We start from the raw sequence: 15,944 nt of genomic DNA on the forward strand, positions 1-15,944 counted from the left end.
GGAAAAATAAAATAAGCATGACAGCAATTACAGCAGGACAGTTAGCCGTTAATATTTATGAAAATCGTCAGGCGCTTGGACAAGCTGCAGCTACGATGGCCGCACAGCAGATAAAAGAGCTGTTGCAGCAGCAGCCTGTAGTCAATATCATCTTTGCCGCAGCCGGTTCGCAACTGGAGTTTCTGGCTGCTTTGATCAGGGAAGACCTCGAATGGAACAGGGTTCAGGCATTTCATATGGACGAATACACGGGTCTGCCGGATGGACATCCACAGCTGTTCAGTAATTTCCTGAGAGAAAGGATTTTCGGCAAAGTGTCGTTTAAAAATATTTTTTACATTAACGGACAGGCCACTGACATTCATATTGAATGTAGCAGGTATGCGGCTTTGCTGAAAACGAATCCTGTAGATATCACCTTCATGGGCATTGGTGAAAATGCCCACCTGGCCTTTAACGATCCGCATGTGGCTTTGTTTAACGACAGCAAGCTGGTGAAAATAGTAGACCTGGACGAAGCCTGCAAGCAGCAGCAGGTAAACGAAGGTTGCTTTCCACAAGCCGCTGATGTACCTCCATATGCTTATACACTCACCATTCCTGCTCTGCTCAACGCGAAGTATATTTATTGTATGGTGCCAGGAGCAACAAAGGCACAGGCCGTATATTATACACTAAAAAATGATATCTCAGAAAAATACCCTTCAACCATCTTAAGGAAACATGAAAACACAATCATGTTCCTTGACAAGGAAAGTGCCGCACTGATCATCTAAATCCAACTTTATGCATCCGTTACATCCGCCTACAGCTGAGGAGATTACAAAGCAGAGTTGGTGAAGACTTTCCGTCAGGATATCAAACCGCTTGAAATCATCCAGCCGCAAGGTCCCAGCTTAATGGTAAATGGTTATGAGGTGAGTTGGCAAAACCAAATAAGTTAAATTATAAGTCATGAGAAATTATCGCTGGGTCATTTGCAGCATGCTGTTTTTTGCAACCACAATCAATTACCTGGACAGGCAGGTAGTCGGCTATCTGAAACCCATACTTGAAAAGCAATTTAACTGGACAGAAACTGACTATAGCCATATTGTAATGGCTTTTACCGCTTCCTATGCCATCGGACTGCTAGTATTCGGCCGCATTATCGATAAGATTGGCAGCAAGATGGGATATACCATCTCCATCGCAGTATGGAGCCTGGCAGCCATTTTACATGCCGTAGTAAAATCTACATTTGGATTTGGTATAATCAGGGCATTCCTGGGCCTTGGAGAATCCGGTAACTTCCCGTCTGCTATTAAAACTGTCGTAGAATGGTTTCCTAAACAGGAAAGAGCCATGGCAACGGGAATCTTTGATTCCGGCTCCAATATCGGTGCAGTAGCAGCACCGCTGATTATTCCCTGGTTGCTGGGAACCTTTGGCTGGCAGGCTGCATTTATCATTACCGGTAGCCTGGGAGGCTTATGGCTCATTGGCTGGGTGCTTATCTACGACAAACCAGAAAATCATAAAAAAGTATCTGCAGCCGAACTGGCGCTGATAAAAAGCGATAACGAGCCTTTGGTGAATGGGACCGTGTCGTGGAGCTGGTTATTTGGCCTGAAGCAGACCTGGGTATTCATCATCGGAAAGTTTTTTACTGACCCGATCTGGTACTTTTTTATGTACTGGCTGCCGTCATATTTTTCCAGTGCTTTTCATCTGGACCTGAAGAAACCTTCTCCTCCGCTGATCATCATATATACTGCAGCTACCCTGGGTGCGCTGGGAGGTGGTTACCTTTCTTCCTTCCTCATTAAAAGAGGCTGGCCGGTGTATAAGGCCCGTAAGATGGCCCTCCTGATATCTGCACTTGTGGTATTGCCAATCTTTGCTTCCCGTTATACTGAGAACATCTGGATAGTAGTAAGTCTCATTAGTCTTTCCATCGCAGGGAATGCTGCCTGGAGCGCCAATATCTATACGGTGGTATCCGACATTTTGCCCTCGGGAGCAGTCAGCTCCGTAATAGGCATAGGCGGCATGGCGGGAGCCATAGGCGGCGTGCTTTTCCCAATTGCTATAGGATTAGTATTGGACCATTACAAGGCCTTAAACCAAATCAAAGCCGGCTACAATATTATTTTCATTTACTGCAGCCTATCTTTCCTGTTGGCCTGGTTCCTGATCCATTTTTTATTACCTAAGATGACGCCTGTTACTAAGGTCTCATAAAACAAATCCAAAGGAGCTATCATTATTATCACTGTTTTGGGCCAGATGCTTATCGCTTTGAGGGAACCAGGAAATGTAGTTGTAAGCCGATAAGACAGGATTATTTGGATGATGTAGTATGGGAACAACAGGTAGTGCAACTGGAAAATCCTTCCCTTATACAGAGAGAAATTGAGAAGCGGGTAGAGAAGGCAAAGAAAACAAGCCCGTTGCTGGTTCAGAAAGCTGCTATCCTGAAACAAAGGGCAAAACAGGGACAATCAATAAATAAAATGAGTTACTGACTCTACAAATAAAGTTACATTAAGCCAAATTATTAAATTTTTTTCCCATTACGATTAAAACTTTTCCTTTTTGCGTAAATGCTTACGCCTTTGTGTGGGTTAGTTTTGCGGGCCAAAACCAAGGACATATAAACTGGACCTTTTATGAACCAAAACGTCACCCGTTACACTTTTACCACAACGCTGCTTTTTACACTACTACTTAGTTCCCTTTGGAACATCGCCAAAGCTGACGAGTTCCTCTCCGCTATAAGGGGGAAAGTTATAACTTCCGATGGTCAGCCTGCCCCTTACGTAACCGTACAGGTCAAAGGTACCGGGAGAGGAATTGTAACAGATCAAAATGGAGAATTCATTTTCAAAAAGATAAAACCTGGTACATATACATTGCAGGTTTCCCTGATCGGATATGAATCCGTAGAGCAGACGGTAACTGTAGAAGAGGATAAGGTCGCTCATGCAACCATCCAGCTCAGTGCTACCAACCAGCAAATGAAAGAGGTGGTAATCGTGGGCGATGGAAACAAATACAAGGTAGATGCGCCATCTACCTCCCTCCGAATTGCTACCCCTATCAAAGATGTGCCGCAAAGCATCGAAGTACTTACCCATGAAGTATTGCAGGATCAGCAGATCTTTGATATGCAGGAAGATGTATCCAGGAATATCTCTGGCGCTATGCGAATCGGTCACTGGGATATTTATACAAAAATTCAGGCCCGTGGCTCTCAGCTCTCTGCTTTCAGAAATGGTATGAACGTAGTAAGTAGCCCATGGAGCCCGCTTACCGAAGACATGAGCATGGTAGACCGTATCGAAATTGTGAAAGGTCCTGCGGGCTTTATGCTTTCCAGCGGGGAACCTTCCGGTTTCTATAACGTAGTGACCAAGAAGCCTACTGGTTTAAGCAATAATAATGAAATTGCCCTGACCGTAGGTAGTTTCAATACTTACCGTGGTACGTTGGATCTGGATGGCAAGCTCTCCAAAAACGGCCGTCTGCTGTACCGCCTGAATGTAATGGGTACACAGCGTGATTCCTGGCGTAATTATGAATTCAATAACCGTTACTCTATTGCACCGGTATTGAAATACCTGATTGACGACAGGACATCGGTAACATTGGAATATAACCGTCAGTTTGTGCAGGAGCAGGTAATTGGCAGCAACTATGCCTTTTCCCGCAAAGGGTATGCTGATCTGCCTATCAACTTTACCACTGCCGATCCGAAACTGGATCCTACTAAGATCACAGATCAGAGTCTGACGGGTACTTTCGAGCACAACTTCAATAACAACTGGAAATTTACCGCACAGTTGGCCTACCTGCAATATGACCAGAGAGGTCAGAGCATGTGGCCTTCTTATTTCTCTTCTTTCAATGATAGTCTTTTGCAAAGGAATATCGGCATCTGGGATGCATTGGCCATCAACCGTACCGGCCAGTTCTTTGTAAATGGTAAATTTAAAACCGGTCCTGTGACCCACACCGTACTAGGTGGTCTGGATATGAAACGTAGCCAGTACTGGGCTGACTGGAATCAATCACAGTCCCTGGGTGATACTACCTTCAACATTTATAAACCAACTTACAGCAACGTGACACAGCCTACCTGGGATCGTTCTCAAAACATCCGTGTAAGAGGTGTAGAATACGACTATGGTTATACCACGGAATACCTGCAGGATGAACTGGGTTTCCTGAACAATACCCTGCGACTGACAATTGCCGGCCGCTATACTACCAATATCTACAATAACCCTTACTCCACTACTAAAAATGAAAGTAAGTTCACTCCACGTGTAGGTGTAAGTTACTCTGTAAACAGTAGTCTGAGTGCTTACTTCGTGTACGATGAAGTGTTTATGCAGAATGGTGGTACTGATTGGGAAGGTAAAACTTTCAAACCGCTCACCGGTTCTAACCTGGAACTTGGTGTGAAGAAAGAGTGGTTCGGCGGTCGCCTTAGCACCAACGTAGCTATCTACCAGATCGTAAAGAACAATGTTCTGGCTACAGATCTGGAACATGAATCACCTACCGCTGGTTTCATCTATAGCCGTACTAACGGACAGCAGAAAATAAAAGGTGTGGAAGTGGATGTAAAGGGTGAGCTGGCGCGTGGTCTGAGCGTAGTGGCCAACTATGCTTACACCGATGGTCAGGTCACTAAAGACTCTTATGCCAGCCTGGTGGGTAACTACATCTCCGGTACAGCGAAGCATATCCAGAATAGCTGGGTTACTTACCGTGTGCCAGCAGGTATGCTGAATGGTCTGCGCATCTTTGCCGGTTACCAGTGGCAGATAGGTCGGATTGCTGGTCAGGTATATGATAAGTCTGAAAACTTCCTGCCAGATTACTTCAGACTGGATGGTGGTGTTGGTTACAACATCAACAAATTCAGCTTTAACGTGAATGTAAATAATGTACTGAATAAATACCTGTACACAGGAGCACCTTCTTACGACAATAACGGCAACCATATTTATTACTGGCAGGCCGAAGCCGGAAGAAATTTACGCGTGTCTACAAGTTATCGTTTCTAAGAATCATTTTCAATGGCTAAGGTGTGCAATGGCACGCCTTAGTCTTCTATTTAAAGCAAACTTATGACCTTTAAACAGATCACTGGCAAATTACATTTATGGCTCGGGCTTTGTTCCGGGCTTGTTGTTTTAATACTGGGCATCACCGGTTGTTTGTATGCTTTTATTGAAGAGATAAAACCGCTGGCCTATCATAACCGCATGTATGTCACCGTTCCGCCCAATGCAGCTCGTTTGCCTCTGGCCACTTTACAGGCCAATGCACAAAAGGCTATCGGTGCAGATAAACCATTGCAGGTAGCGGAGGTATTGACAGCAGCGGATCGTACGGTCTATTTCCGTACTGTGAAGGTGAACGAAAAGAAGATCTTTTACAACGGTTACCTCGAATATTTTTACAAGGTATACGTGAACCCCTATACGGGAGCAGTTGTAAAAGTAGAAAATACGAAATGGGAATTCTTTAACCTGGTTATTACCCTTCATGTCAACCTGTTTATGGGGCCTGTAGTAGGGGATAAGATCATTTCGTGGAGTGTGGTAATTTTCGTCGTGATGCTCATCTCAGGACTTATACTCTGGTGGCCGAAGAACAAGAGTGCCATGAAACAACGGGTATGGTTCAAATGGAAGAAGGATACCAAGTGGAAGCGCAAGAACTACGACCTGCACAACATTGCCGGTTTTTATGCCATGTTCATCTTACTGGTGATTGCGCTGACAGGTCTTGTATGGAGTTTTGAATGGTTTAATAAAGCTGTTCAATGGACAGCCAATGGTGGCAAAACTGTGGCGGAGTTGCCTGCAGTTACCTCTGACACACTTGACCTTCGCCCATATTCCATGGATAGAATTTTACATACAGCCCTGCAACAGGATCCTGCTGCCACCTCTCTGTTCGTGACTATACCTAAAAATAATAAAGCGGCGGTTTCCGTATATGCCCGGAACGCCCGCAGGCCTTATTTTACCAGTACCAGTACATTCTATGACCAGCATAGTGGTAAACTGCTGAGAAGAAGTGAATTCAGTACCCGGAACAATGGAGAAAAGGTGCTCTCATTTAACTATGATTTGCATGTGGGCAGCATATTAGGTCTGCCCGGAAAAATGCTGGCATTCTTTGCCTCCCTCATTGCTGCTTCTCTGCCCGTGACCGGTGTATATATCTGGTGGGGCAGAAAAAATAAAAAGACGACAAAAAATAAAAAACAGGCATCACGCAAACCAGTAGTCAGCGTACCTGTGTAAACTACTTATTATTATGATTTTTGTTAACTTATACCCTTACTATTAAGGGCGGCACTGCTGTATACAGACTATTTTCCCGTCATATCTTTATCGGTTCAATAAGGTCATTATTTAACGTAACCAAAATAATGAACAAGACAGACACAATCCGTATCCTACTGGCGGATGCACAGCCTGTATATAGAGAAGGGATCAGAAGTCTGCTCGTTAATCAGGAGAACCCTTATGTAATACAGGAAGCGGGGAACACAGACGAGTTCAAACACGTGTTACAAACATACTATCCTGATATATTGATCCTCGATTATAACCCGGCATTCTTCAGTCCCGATGTAGTAAGCGCTGTGCCCGCCCTGATTCCCTCGTGTAAAGTAATCATTATCTCCAGTCAGCAGACGAAAGCGCACATACTTCGCTCACTGGAACTGAATGTATACTGCTATCTCACTAAAGAATGTGAAAAGCAGGAATTGCAGGAAGCCATTACCGGCGCTTTGCAGGGGCGAAAAAAATATGCACCGTTTATTGTAGATCTACTACTGGATGATAGACGCAATACCTCTTTTAGTACTACTATCCTGACTGGTAAAGAGACTGCTATCATTCAGCAGATTGCCTCAGGCAAAGCCAACAAAGAGATTGCCGCAGCTTTAAATTTAAGTCCGCACACGGTACATACACATAGAAAGAATATAATGAAAAAATTGAATGTCCATTCGGCAGTCGGGCTTGCAAGTTTTGCAATAGAGAATGGTCTCGTTACATAATTTGTGGGCCGCAGGCTACCACCCCGTAAGGAGGGTGTAAATAAATGAAACTCCTACGAATCGCATAAAATGGAATCTGGCTCCATCCGGTATCCGAATTAAAGAGGGTGTACTCTAACTTTTGAGTTCACTCTCTTTTTTGTGAGATGATATACCCTTCATAGGGTAGAGTGTTACCATTTGTGTCTACCCTCTTTTTACCCTGAACAGGCGATTGTCATTCTATTATGGTATACCTAGTTTTACATCAATGAAAAACTGCCCTTAACCCATCAACAATTACTATTTTATGAATACTGAAAAGGTTTACGACTTCGCGGCTATCGGTGCAGGTCCCTTCAATATCAGCCTCGCTGCTATGACACAACCGATTAAAGCACTTAATGGCATTTTTCTGGATCAGCGCGAAGGTTTCAACTGGCACCCTGGCATGCTGCTCCAGGACACAACATTACAAGTCCCTTTTATGGCGGATCTTGTCACCATGGCAGATCCTACCAGTCCGTTCAGTTTCCTGAACTACCTGAAAGAAGAAGGACGTATCTATTCTTTTTACATCAGGGAGAATTTTAAAATACTGCGCCATGAGTATAACAAGTACTGCCAATGGGCGGTGAAAAAGTTAGATAATCTGCATTGGAACACAAGGGTAGATGATATTGTATGGGATGATAACAGACAGCACTATACGCTTACCTGCAATAACGGAGTTATTCAAGCAAAAAGGTTGGTGTTGGGTACCGGCACTGTTCCGTATGTACCTGTTATGTGCAGGGAGCATATGAAAAATGCCATCCATTCATCTTCCTATCTTGAAAATAAAAATAGCTTACAAAGTAAGCGTAGTATTACAATTGTAGGCAGTGGACAGAGTGCTGCGGAGATCTATTATGATCTGTTGGGAGATATTGACACCTACGGATACCAATTGCATTGGATCACCCGTTCTCCCCGGTTTTTCCCGCTTGAATACAGTAAGCTTACACTGGAAATGACCTCTCCTGAATACGTCGATTACTTTCATGCATTGCCGATGGAAAAGAGAGACCAGCTGAGCCGCAACCAGCGGCATTTGTACAAAGGGATTAATAACGATCTCATTGGCAATATCTTCGATCTGCTGTATACAAAAAGACTCCAACACGATATTACCGTATCACTACGTACAAATTCCGCGTTGAAGAAGGTCGCTTATGATGATGGCTTCACACTGGACTTTTATCAGGAAGAAGTGGAAAAGCATTACAGGCATCATACAGAAGGCCTGATTCTATGCACTGGTTATCACTACAGCATGCCGGCTTTCTTAAATAATATCAAAGATAGGATCGCCTTTGATGAAAAAGGCCGGTTCGATGTAAACCGTAACTACAGTATTGGGCAAAATATCTATGTACAAAATGCCGAGTTGCATACCCATGGACTATCTACACCAGATCTGGGGATGGGCTGTTACCGCAATGCCATCCTGATCCGCGAGATGACCGGTAAGGACTACTATGCGATAGAGCAGCGAATTGCCTTCCAGCAATTTATGGTTACCGATGAAGAACAAATCTTACAAAACATACCCGAACTGATTTAAGTATGAAGGTGAGGAATTTCCTGATCATCATGACGCTGGTGGCGGTGGTGAGTGACTATTTATTGCATCCTTTTTACCCTCATTTCTTCAAATCCCAGTTTGGGATCACTGATCCGAAAGCTGTGGGTTTTTATTTCAGTACGGTATGTGCGACAGTGATGATCGCATTCCCTATGTGGGCATGGATTTCAAAAGGTAAGTCGGAACTGCGTATTCTTGTATACACACAGCTGGTAGCTGGTGCATTGGCCGCCAGTTGTTTCTTTATCACGAACTATGTACACTTCTGGATCGTTTCCTTATCGATTATCGTCTTTAAAGGAAGCTACCTGTTGGTGTATCCTTTTATCCTGCGCATTACAAAGAAAGAAGAACATACCAATATCATCGGACTGCTTGCTGTGATCATTCATTGTGGCAGTGTACTCGGTGCGGTGTTTGGAGGTATGGTGATCGACTGGCTGTCACCGGCATGGATTTTTATAGGCATGGCAGCAGGTGATCTTATACAGGCCGGTATGAGTTTTTATTTGCTGCAAACCTCTGGCTCCGATGAAGTGCCGCCAGTGGAAAATCCACAAAAGATTAAAACCAGTATCTGGCCACAAGGCATGGTATTGAAACTAGGGATTATTACAATGATTCTTTATTTCAGTGATTTCATCATCCGGCCATTTTTTGTGCGGTACTGGGAGAGCCTTACAAATAGTAATAGTACAATTTTGTCAGGCACGGTATACGCCATGCCAGCCGTGGTGGCTATGATTGGCCTCTATGTAAATAAGAAACGGCAGGGGCAGCGCAATGTATACCAGGGTATTATCTCTGCATTGTTGTTTGGACTGGCAGGTTTGTTATTACAGGGGTATCCGTTGGCAGGCGCTGTATTTATTGGTCGCTGTATTTATGGCTGGTCTTTCTTTCAGGCGGCCGTCCGCTTCGATGCATTGCTCTTTCATGTGAGCGATCCTGTAGCGTATGCTATTGAATATAGTAAGATCCATTTCTTTCAGAATATGGGCGTGTTGATAGCCAGCACAATGGCAGGGGTACTGGTAGATCAGTTTAGTCTGCGCATGCCCTTTATGGTAGCCCTTTCAGGGTTCGCCGTTGTAACCGCCCTTTATTATTATGTAATCAGAACACAGACTACCCAAACGTCAAAATTGATAGTATGAAACAAGCCGCACATGTAGTTTCCAATTTACAACCCCTGTTATGGGCTCGTGCCAACCAGTTGCACGTATGTAAGATCATTAGTGAGTTTGCTCATGAGCTCTTGCTTGCACCCATTTTGCAATATGAAGAGAAAGGATGGGGGCATTATAATTTGATAAGTGAAGATATCGTTTATAGTTTTCGTGCCAGGATACTGAGCCTGCAGCACTGGTATATAGACAAAGATTCGCTGAAGAAATTCAGGAACGGTGAACAAGTAGCTTTAGACAGTCTGCACTTTATACTGGAATTCAAAGACCTGTTGAATATCTCTACAGAACAATTGCCCAGTTATCTTGAGGAGATCACCAGTACTTTATACGGCAGTACTTATATGATGGCCAATCATACACTGAGTGCAGCAGATCTGGTCAATGCAGACTACCAGACAATCGAACACGCCATGTCCAGCGGGCATCCCTGCTTTGTAGCTAATAATGGCCGCATCGGATTTGATGCGGCAGATTACAAGGCCTATGCGCCGGAAGCAGATGCAAAAATCCGGCTGATCTGGTTAGCAGGACATAAGAGCCGTGCTGCCTATGCTGCGGTAGATAGCCTGCCTTACCAGTTATTAATGGAAAAAGAACTAGGCGAACGTACGCTGGAGACTTTCAACAAAGTCCTGAAAGAGAAAGGCGTAGACCCTGCTGATTACTTTTTTATTCCCGTACACCCATGGCAGTGGTACAATAAATTAGCAATTGTATTTGCACCTGATATCGCTAATAACTTACTTGTTTGTCTGGGTGAAGGACCGGATGATTTCAGTGCACAACAATCCATTCGTACCTTTTATAATCTTAGTCATCCGGATAAGCATTATACCAAGACCGCCATTGGCGTGCTCAATATGGGGTTTGTAAGAGGGCTTACCCCATATTACATGGATAGTACGCCACCTATTACAGAGTGGATTAAGTCAGCCATTGCCGGAGATCCTTATATTCAAAAATTAGGGTTTACATTATTATGTGAAGTAGCAACAGTCGGTTACCGCAACTTCTATTATGAGCCATTTGGAAAAATGAGTTCTTATAATAAAATGCTGGCTGCTCTGTGGCGTGAAAGCCCGGCCACTGTGTTACAACCGGGTCAAAGACTCATGACAATGGCTGGATTACTACATATCGATTTCAATGGTAACTCCTTATTACACGAGTTGATCAAAGCAGCTGGTCTCTCTACCACAGACTGGTTAAGAAAGTACTTGCAGAGTTATCTCACGCCTTTGTTGCATTGTTTCTATGAGCATGACCTGGTATTCATGCCACATGGAGAGAACCTGATATTGGTATTGGAAAACCATGTACCTGTCAAGGCCATCATGAAAGACATCACAGAGGAGATAGGGGTATTTAGTTACAAAGAAGAGATCCCTGAAAAGGGTAGAAGGATTTGTGTGGAAGTGCCGGAAGAGTTACGTGCATTGAGTATCCTCACCGATGTGTTTGATTGTTTCTTCCGTTTTGTGGCGCAGATACTGGTAGAACATTGTGACTATGCAGAAGATAAATTCTGGCAGCTGGTGGCAGCTACCATTCATGCATATCAGGAAGAACATCCGGAACATGCAGAGAAGTTTGAACAGTATGACCTGTTTGCAGAAGAATTCATTTTGTCTTGTCTGAACAGACTGCAATTAAGAAATAATAAGCAAATGGTAGATCTGGCCGATCCGGCGGGTAGTTTGCAGTTGGCCGGTATGTTAAAGAATCCGGTAGCTGTATTCAAAAAAGCAAATGCCTCCCTGTTGAATGTATGATGACGAAAGGTGAAATGATTACGGATATCATCCGTAATCGCAGGAGTATTTTTGCGGATTATTATATAGATAAGCCTGTTCCCAAACCGGTTATAGAAGAAGTATTGACAAATGCCATTTGGGCGCCAAATTATAAAATGACCCAGCCCTGGCGGTTTATTGTATTGCAGGGCGCACAGCTGATACAGTTCGGATCGTATCTGGCGGATTACTACAGCGCACAGTATGAACGGTTATTACATTATCCTGCCAGAGCAGGTTGTGTGATCGTGATCATCATGAAGCGGAGTACGAAAGTAATCATAGAAGAGTGGGAAGAACTGGCAGCGGTGGCCTGTGCCGTACAGAACATGGCGCTGACCTGCACCGCCTATGATATAGGTGGATATTGGGATAGCTGCACTGCCTGTATAGAATATGCCGCGCGATTTGAACTGGCACCGAATGAAAGATGCCTGGGATTTTTTTACATGGGTTATTATGATATGGCCGAATATACTTCCAGTAAACGGCGGACAGGGATTGAGAAAAAAGTGACCTGGTTAACATGAATACATATCTCCCCATCTTACTTGGAAAACTACAAGGCGTTTTTGGCTATGTGGTCCTTGGCCTTGTCGTTGTAGAATGGCTCTTACTGGTCATCAGTAAAAAAATGGAAAGCAACAGAGAAGGCTGGGTGAATGTATTATCCTATGTATTAGATAGCATTCCTTATTTCTTCCTGGGCAAGGTGGTGATCTTTGGCACTATGATGTGGTTGTACCAATATAGGATCACCACACTGAGCGATGCCTGGTACATATGGATCTTCACTTATCTGGTGTATGATTTTATGTTTTGGCTGGTACACCTGTTGGGCCATCAGGTACGCTTCTTCTGGTGCATACATGGTGTGCACCATACGGCTGAAGAAATGAAACTGACGGTGGCTGTGCGGGGTTCCTTCCTGGGATTCCTGCATATCCCACTCACGATTATCTGGCTACCCATTTTAGGTTTTGATCCATTCATGATATTTATCTGTGAGTCTATTGCCAGACTATATGGTTTGTATGAACATGTCAATGATCACTTTGACCGCTTTGTCGGGAAACAACGATTCCTTGAATTCCTGTTTATCACACCATCCGTACACAGGGTACATCATGCTAAAAATTATATCTACCTGGATCGCAATTATGGTGAGACCTTTTCCATATGGGATAAATTATTTCGTACGTTTCAGACAGAACTGGATGATATAAAACCAGTGTATGGCATCCTGAGTGAAAAGATTAACCCCAAAAGCCTCTGGCAGGTACAACTACTACTCTGGCGGGATCTATGGATGGATATCCGGTCCGCACCCCGTCTTATTGATAAAATACGCTATGTTCTCAAACCTCCGGGATGGAATCATATAGACGGTGGCAAAATGGCTGCTGCATACAGGGATGAAGCCTGGAAGGAATATCAATATCCACTTTCTAAAAAGAAAAAATATGGAACCCATTACAGCGAACATACCATTGATGGAACCCATGCATGATGTGTTGCTCTCCGTAACACGTGCCTATCCGCCAATGGCCCCACTCATCATAGACATTACACCACGAGAACGTGCTGCGCTGACAAAACTGGGCGATATGCTGGCATTGGCATTTGGCAGTTATGAAAATCCGGCATTCATCGCAGAGTTGCATTTATATGCATTTCAGTTATTGCCGGAAAGGATTTCACGTATCCTCTGCAGTTTCGGTACTGACTTCTCGGCTTCCCAATATGGGGCGATTGTACTGAGAGGGTTGGTGAATGTAGATCAGGATCAGCTGGGTCCTACACCGCCTTCTTATAAACAGATGGATTATACGAAGATCAATCGTTATGGTTTTATCTGTGCTTTGTTGCATGGAGCGGTACCTTCCAAGCCTGTACAGTACTATGCCCAGCGTAAGGGAGGCGGATTATTGCATGCGATCATTCCTGATGAGAAAATGAATTTTACACAGACAGGGTCCGGGTCAAGAACGGATCTGTTTGTGCATACGGAAGATGCTTTTCTCTTTAATGCGGCGGATTTTTTGAGCTTTTTGTTTTTGAGGAATGAAGAGAATGTACCGAGTTCCTTGTATAGTATTCGCTCGCATGGATTGCTGGGAGAGGAGATGGATGCATTGTTCCAATCTATTTATAAATGTCCGAAGGATGCGAATTATGATGCTGATGTGGCGAAGGGAGAAGAAGTGACTACCCCTGTTTTGTATGGAAACAGGGAGAATCCTTTCATTCGCTTTGATGCGGCAGAACAAATTTATAATGAAGCGGCTGGGCAGACCCCGGAGGCAATGGCTTACCTGAAGCATTTCTGGGAGGAGGCGCGGAAGCTGATATACAATGATTATATACCAGAGTCAGGTGATCTCATTTTTGTGAACAATCATTTGTGTGCCCATGGCAGAAATGCATTTGTGGCGGGATATCGGAAAGAGAATGATATGATGGTAAAGTGTGAGCGGCGAATGATGTTGAGAATGATGAGTAAGACCAGTCTCATTGGCATCAGGGGAGTAACACATGCGGACGATCCTTATTTAATAATGGAAGAACATTATGGCAGTCTATTTAAATAAATCAAACATGAATCAACCAACCCTGGTTGCTGCACCTGTAAAGGATCTCTTTTATGAGGGGGCAGCGGCGGAATACAATGCTGCTATCACGGCTGCTGCAGAGCGGGTGACGGCTTTTCTGGAAAACAATAAGCGACCATTTAGCGGGATAAAGCCCGCGGCTTTGCTGGCGCAGTTCAGGGAAGTGGATTTTGATACCCCGCTTCCTGATTATGAGCGTTTGTTTGAAGAGGTGGATCGGTTGTATATACAGCATGCCACGGCCTTTCATTTGCCTAAGTATATTGCACACCTGAATTGTCCGGTAGTAATACCGGCCCTGGCGGCAGAGGTGATTATCAGTGCGATCAATAGTAGCCAGGATACCTACGATCAGAGTGCGGGTGGAACATTTATGGAGAGGAAACTGATTGATTGGACGGGTGCGCAGATCGGGTATGATGAACAGTGTGATGGCGTGTTTACAGCTGGTGGGTCCCAGAGTAATATGATGGGGTTGTTGCTGGCGAGGGATTATTATGCGCTGAACTTCCTGCATCATAATATTAAGCTGGATGGGCATCCGGTAGAAGCCAACCGGTTCAGGATATTTGTGTCGGAGAAGGCACATTTTAGTAATCAGAAGAATGCTTCGCTGATGGGGTTGGGAGAGCAGGCGGTGATAAAAGTGGCGACTGATGAACGATTCAGGATGGATGTGGGTGCGCTGGAAGCAGCGATTCAAAAAGAAAAAGAATTGGGGAATATTCCAATAGCAGTGATAGCGACGGCAGGTACCACGGATTTCGGAAATGTAGATCCGTTATCGGGTATAGCGGGAGTGGCAAAGCGGAATCAGTTGTGGTATCATGTGGATGCGGCTTATGGTTGTGGATTGTTATTGACGGATAAGTATCGTTATTTGTTGGATGGGATTGAGTTGGCGGATTCGGTGACGATTGATTATCATAAGTCGTTTTTTCAGCCGATCAGTTCGAGCGCATTTATAGTGAAAAATAGGGTACACCTGAATATTATCAGGCATCATGCAGATTATCTGAATCCGAAGGAGCAGGATTATGATGCACTGCCTGCACAGATCAATAAATCGGTGACGCAGAGTACCAGGCGGTTTGATGCATTGAAGTTATGGTTTACTTTGAGGCTTATGGGTAGGCAGCAGTTGGGTGCGTATACGGATACGATTATAGAAACGGCAGAAGAGGCGGCTTGTTTGATAGAGGAGCAGGAGGATTTTCAGTTGTTGAGTCATAGTGATTTGGGGGTGTTGGTATTTAGGTATTATCCGGCTGGCTTAAATGTATCGCCCTGTGAATTGAATAAAAAGATAAAAGAGCGGTTGTTTTTTAGCGGGGAAGTATTGATAGCGAGTACGAAAGTTGATGGACGGTTTTATCTGAAGTTTACTATTTTGAATCCTTTGACTACGATTGAGGATATCAAAGAGATATTAAAAGCAATCAGAGACATTTGATATATTGGGGCTGACCAAAAAGGTCGGCCCTTCTCTTTGTAGATAAAGGGCCGATTAGTAATTTTAGATACGACTCAAAAATTACCATGGCCAAAGCTAAGACTAAACAAGTATTCAAACAATACGCTCCCGGGCAAAATTTATTATTGCCGCCTAATCTGGATGAACTCGTTGACAAACATCATCTTGTACGTGTTGTAAATGAAGTTGTTGAT

The 15,944-nt window shown here is 44.0% G+C and carries 13 protein-coding genes; all 13 read left to right on the top strand.

Annotation, left to right across the window (positions count from 1 at the left end; all coding sequences use genetic code 11):
- The first annotated feature begins 17 nt into the window (after positions 1–17).
- The 13 genes from BW716_RS23060 (at position 18) to BW716_RS23120 (ending at position 15,729) form a co-directional block, all read left to right on the top strand.
- Positions 18–776 carry a 6-phosphogluconolactonase gene (locus tag BW716_RS23060; protein WP_083726441.1) on the top strand — a complete coding sequence of 253 codons (759 nt, stop codon included), beginning with the start codon at positions 18–20 and terminating at the stop codon, positions 774–776.
- 178 nt (positions 777–954) lie between these two features.
- Complete coding sequence (locus BW716_RS23065; protein ID WP_083726443.1) at positions 955–2,223, top strand: MFS transporter; 1,269 nt, start codon at positions 955–957, stop codon at positions 2,221–2,223.
- Positions 2,224–2,327: 104 nt separating this feature from the next.
- Positions 2,328–2,507 (top strand): hypothetical protein, encoded by a 180-nt coding sequence (locus BW716_RS39040; protein ID WP_083726445.1) that lies wholly within the window; start codon positions 2,328–2,330, stop codon positions 2,505–2,507.
- A gap of 144 nt (positions 2,508–2,651) precedes the next feature.
- On the top strand, positions 2,652–5,057 hold the full coding sequence (locus tag BW716_RS23075) for a TonB-dependent siderophore receptor (RefSeq protein WP_083726447.1): 2,406 nt from the start codon (positions 2,652–2,654) through the stop codon (positions 5,055–5,057).
- Between the two features lie 63 nt (positions 5,058–5,120).
- The gene (locus tag BW716_RS23080) at positions 5,121–6,308 is read left to right on the top strand and encodes a PepSY domain-containing protein (RefSeq protein ID WP_083726449.1); all 1,188 of its coding nucleotides are present in this window, start codon (positions 5,121–5,123) and stop codon (positions 6,306–6,308) included.
- A 128-nt stretch (positions 6,309–6,436) separates the two neighbouring features.
- Entirely contained in the window at positions 6,437–7,075 is a 639-nt protein-coding gene (locus tag BW716_RS23085; protein ID WP_083726451.1) for a response regulator transcription factor, read from the top strand.
- 289 nt (positions 7,076–7,364) lie between these two features.
- Positions 7,365–8,660 carry a lysine N(6)-hydroxylase/L-ornithine N(5)-oxygenase family protein gene (locus BW716_RS23090; protein WP_083726453.1) on the top strand — a complete coding sequence of 432 codons (1,296 nt, stop codon included), beginning with the start codon at positions 7,365–7,367 and terminating at the stop codon, positions 8,658–8,660.
- Positions 8,661–8,662: 2 nt separating this feature from the next.
- On the top strand, positions 8,663–9,838 hold the full coding sequence (locus BW716_RS23095; protein WP_220388813.1) for an MFS transporter: 1,176 nt from the start codon (positions 8,663–8,665) through the stop codon (positions 9,836–9,838).
- Positions 9,835–11,643, top strand: a complete 1,809-nt coding sequence (locus BW716_RS23100; protein ID WP_083726455.1) for an IucA/IucC family siderophore biosynthesis protein — start codon at positions 9,835–9,837, stop codon at positions 11,641–11,643. Before BW716_RS23095 ends, BW716_RS23100 begins: the two co-directional genes overlap by 4 nt.
- Positions 11,640–12,194, top strand: a complete 555-nt coding sequence (locus BW716_RS23105; protein ID WP_083726457.1) for a nitroreductase — start codon at positions 11,640–11,642, stop codon at positions 12,192–12,194. The genes BW716_RS23100 and BW716_RS23105 overlap by 4 nt, the downstream gene beginning before the upstream one ends.
- Positions 12,191–13,174: a sterol desaturase family protein gene (locus BW716_RS23110; protein ID WP_083726459.1), complete on the top strand. Its 984-nt coding sequence runs from the start codon at positions 12,191–12,193 to the stop codon at positions 13,172–13,174. The genes BW716_RS23105 and BW716_RS23110 overlap by 4 nt, the downstream gene beginning before the upstream one ends.
- A complete protein-coding gene (locus BW716_RS23115; protein ID WP_235643931.1) occupies positions 13,128–14,255 on the top strand; it encodes a TauD/TfdA family dioxygenase in 1,128 nt (375 codons plus the stop codon). Before BW716_RS23110 ends, BW716_RS23115 begins: the two co-directional genes overlap by 47 nt.
- Before the next feature lie 7 nt (positions 14,256–14,262).
- Positions 14,263–15,729 carry an aspartate aminotransferase family protein gene (locus BW716_RS23120; protein ID WP_235643932.1) on the top strand — a complete coding sequence of 489 codons (1,467 nt, stop codon included), beginning with the start codon at positions 14,263–14,265 and terminating at the stop codon, positions 15,727–15,729.
- Positions 15,730–15,944: the final 215 nt, after the last annotated feature.

Origin of the sequence: [Flexibacter] sp. ATCC 35208 (genome assembly GCF_001975825.1) — a bacterium.
Classification (GTDB): domain Bacteria; phylum Bacteroidota; class Bacteroidia; order Chitinophagales; family Chitinophagaceae; genus Chitinophaga.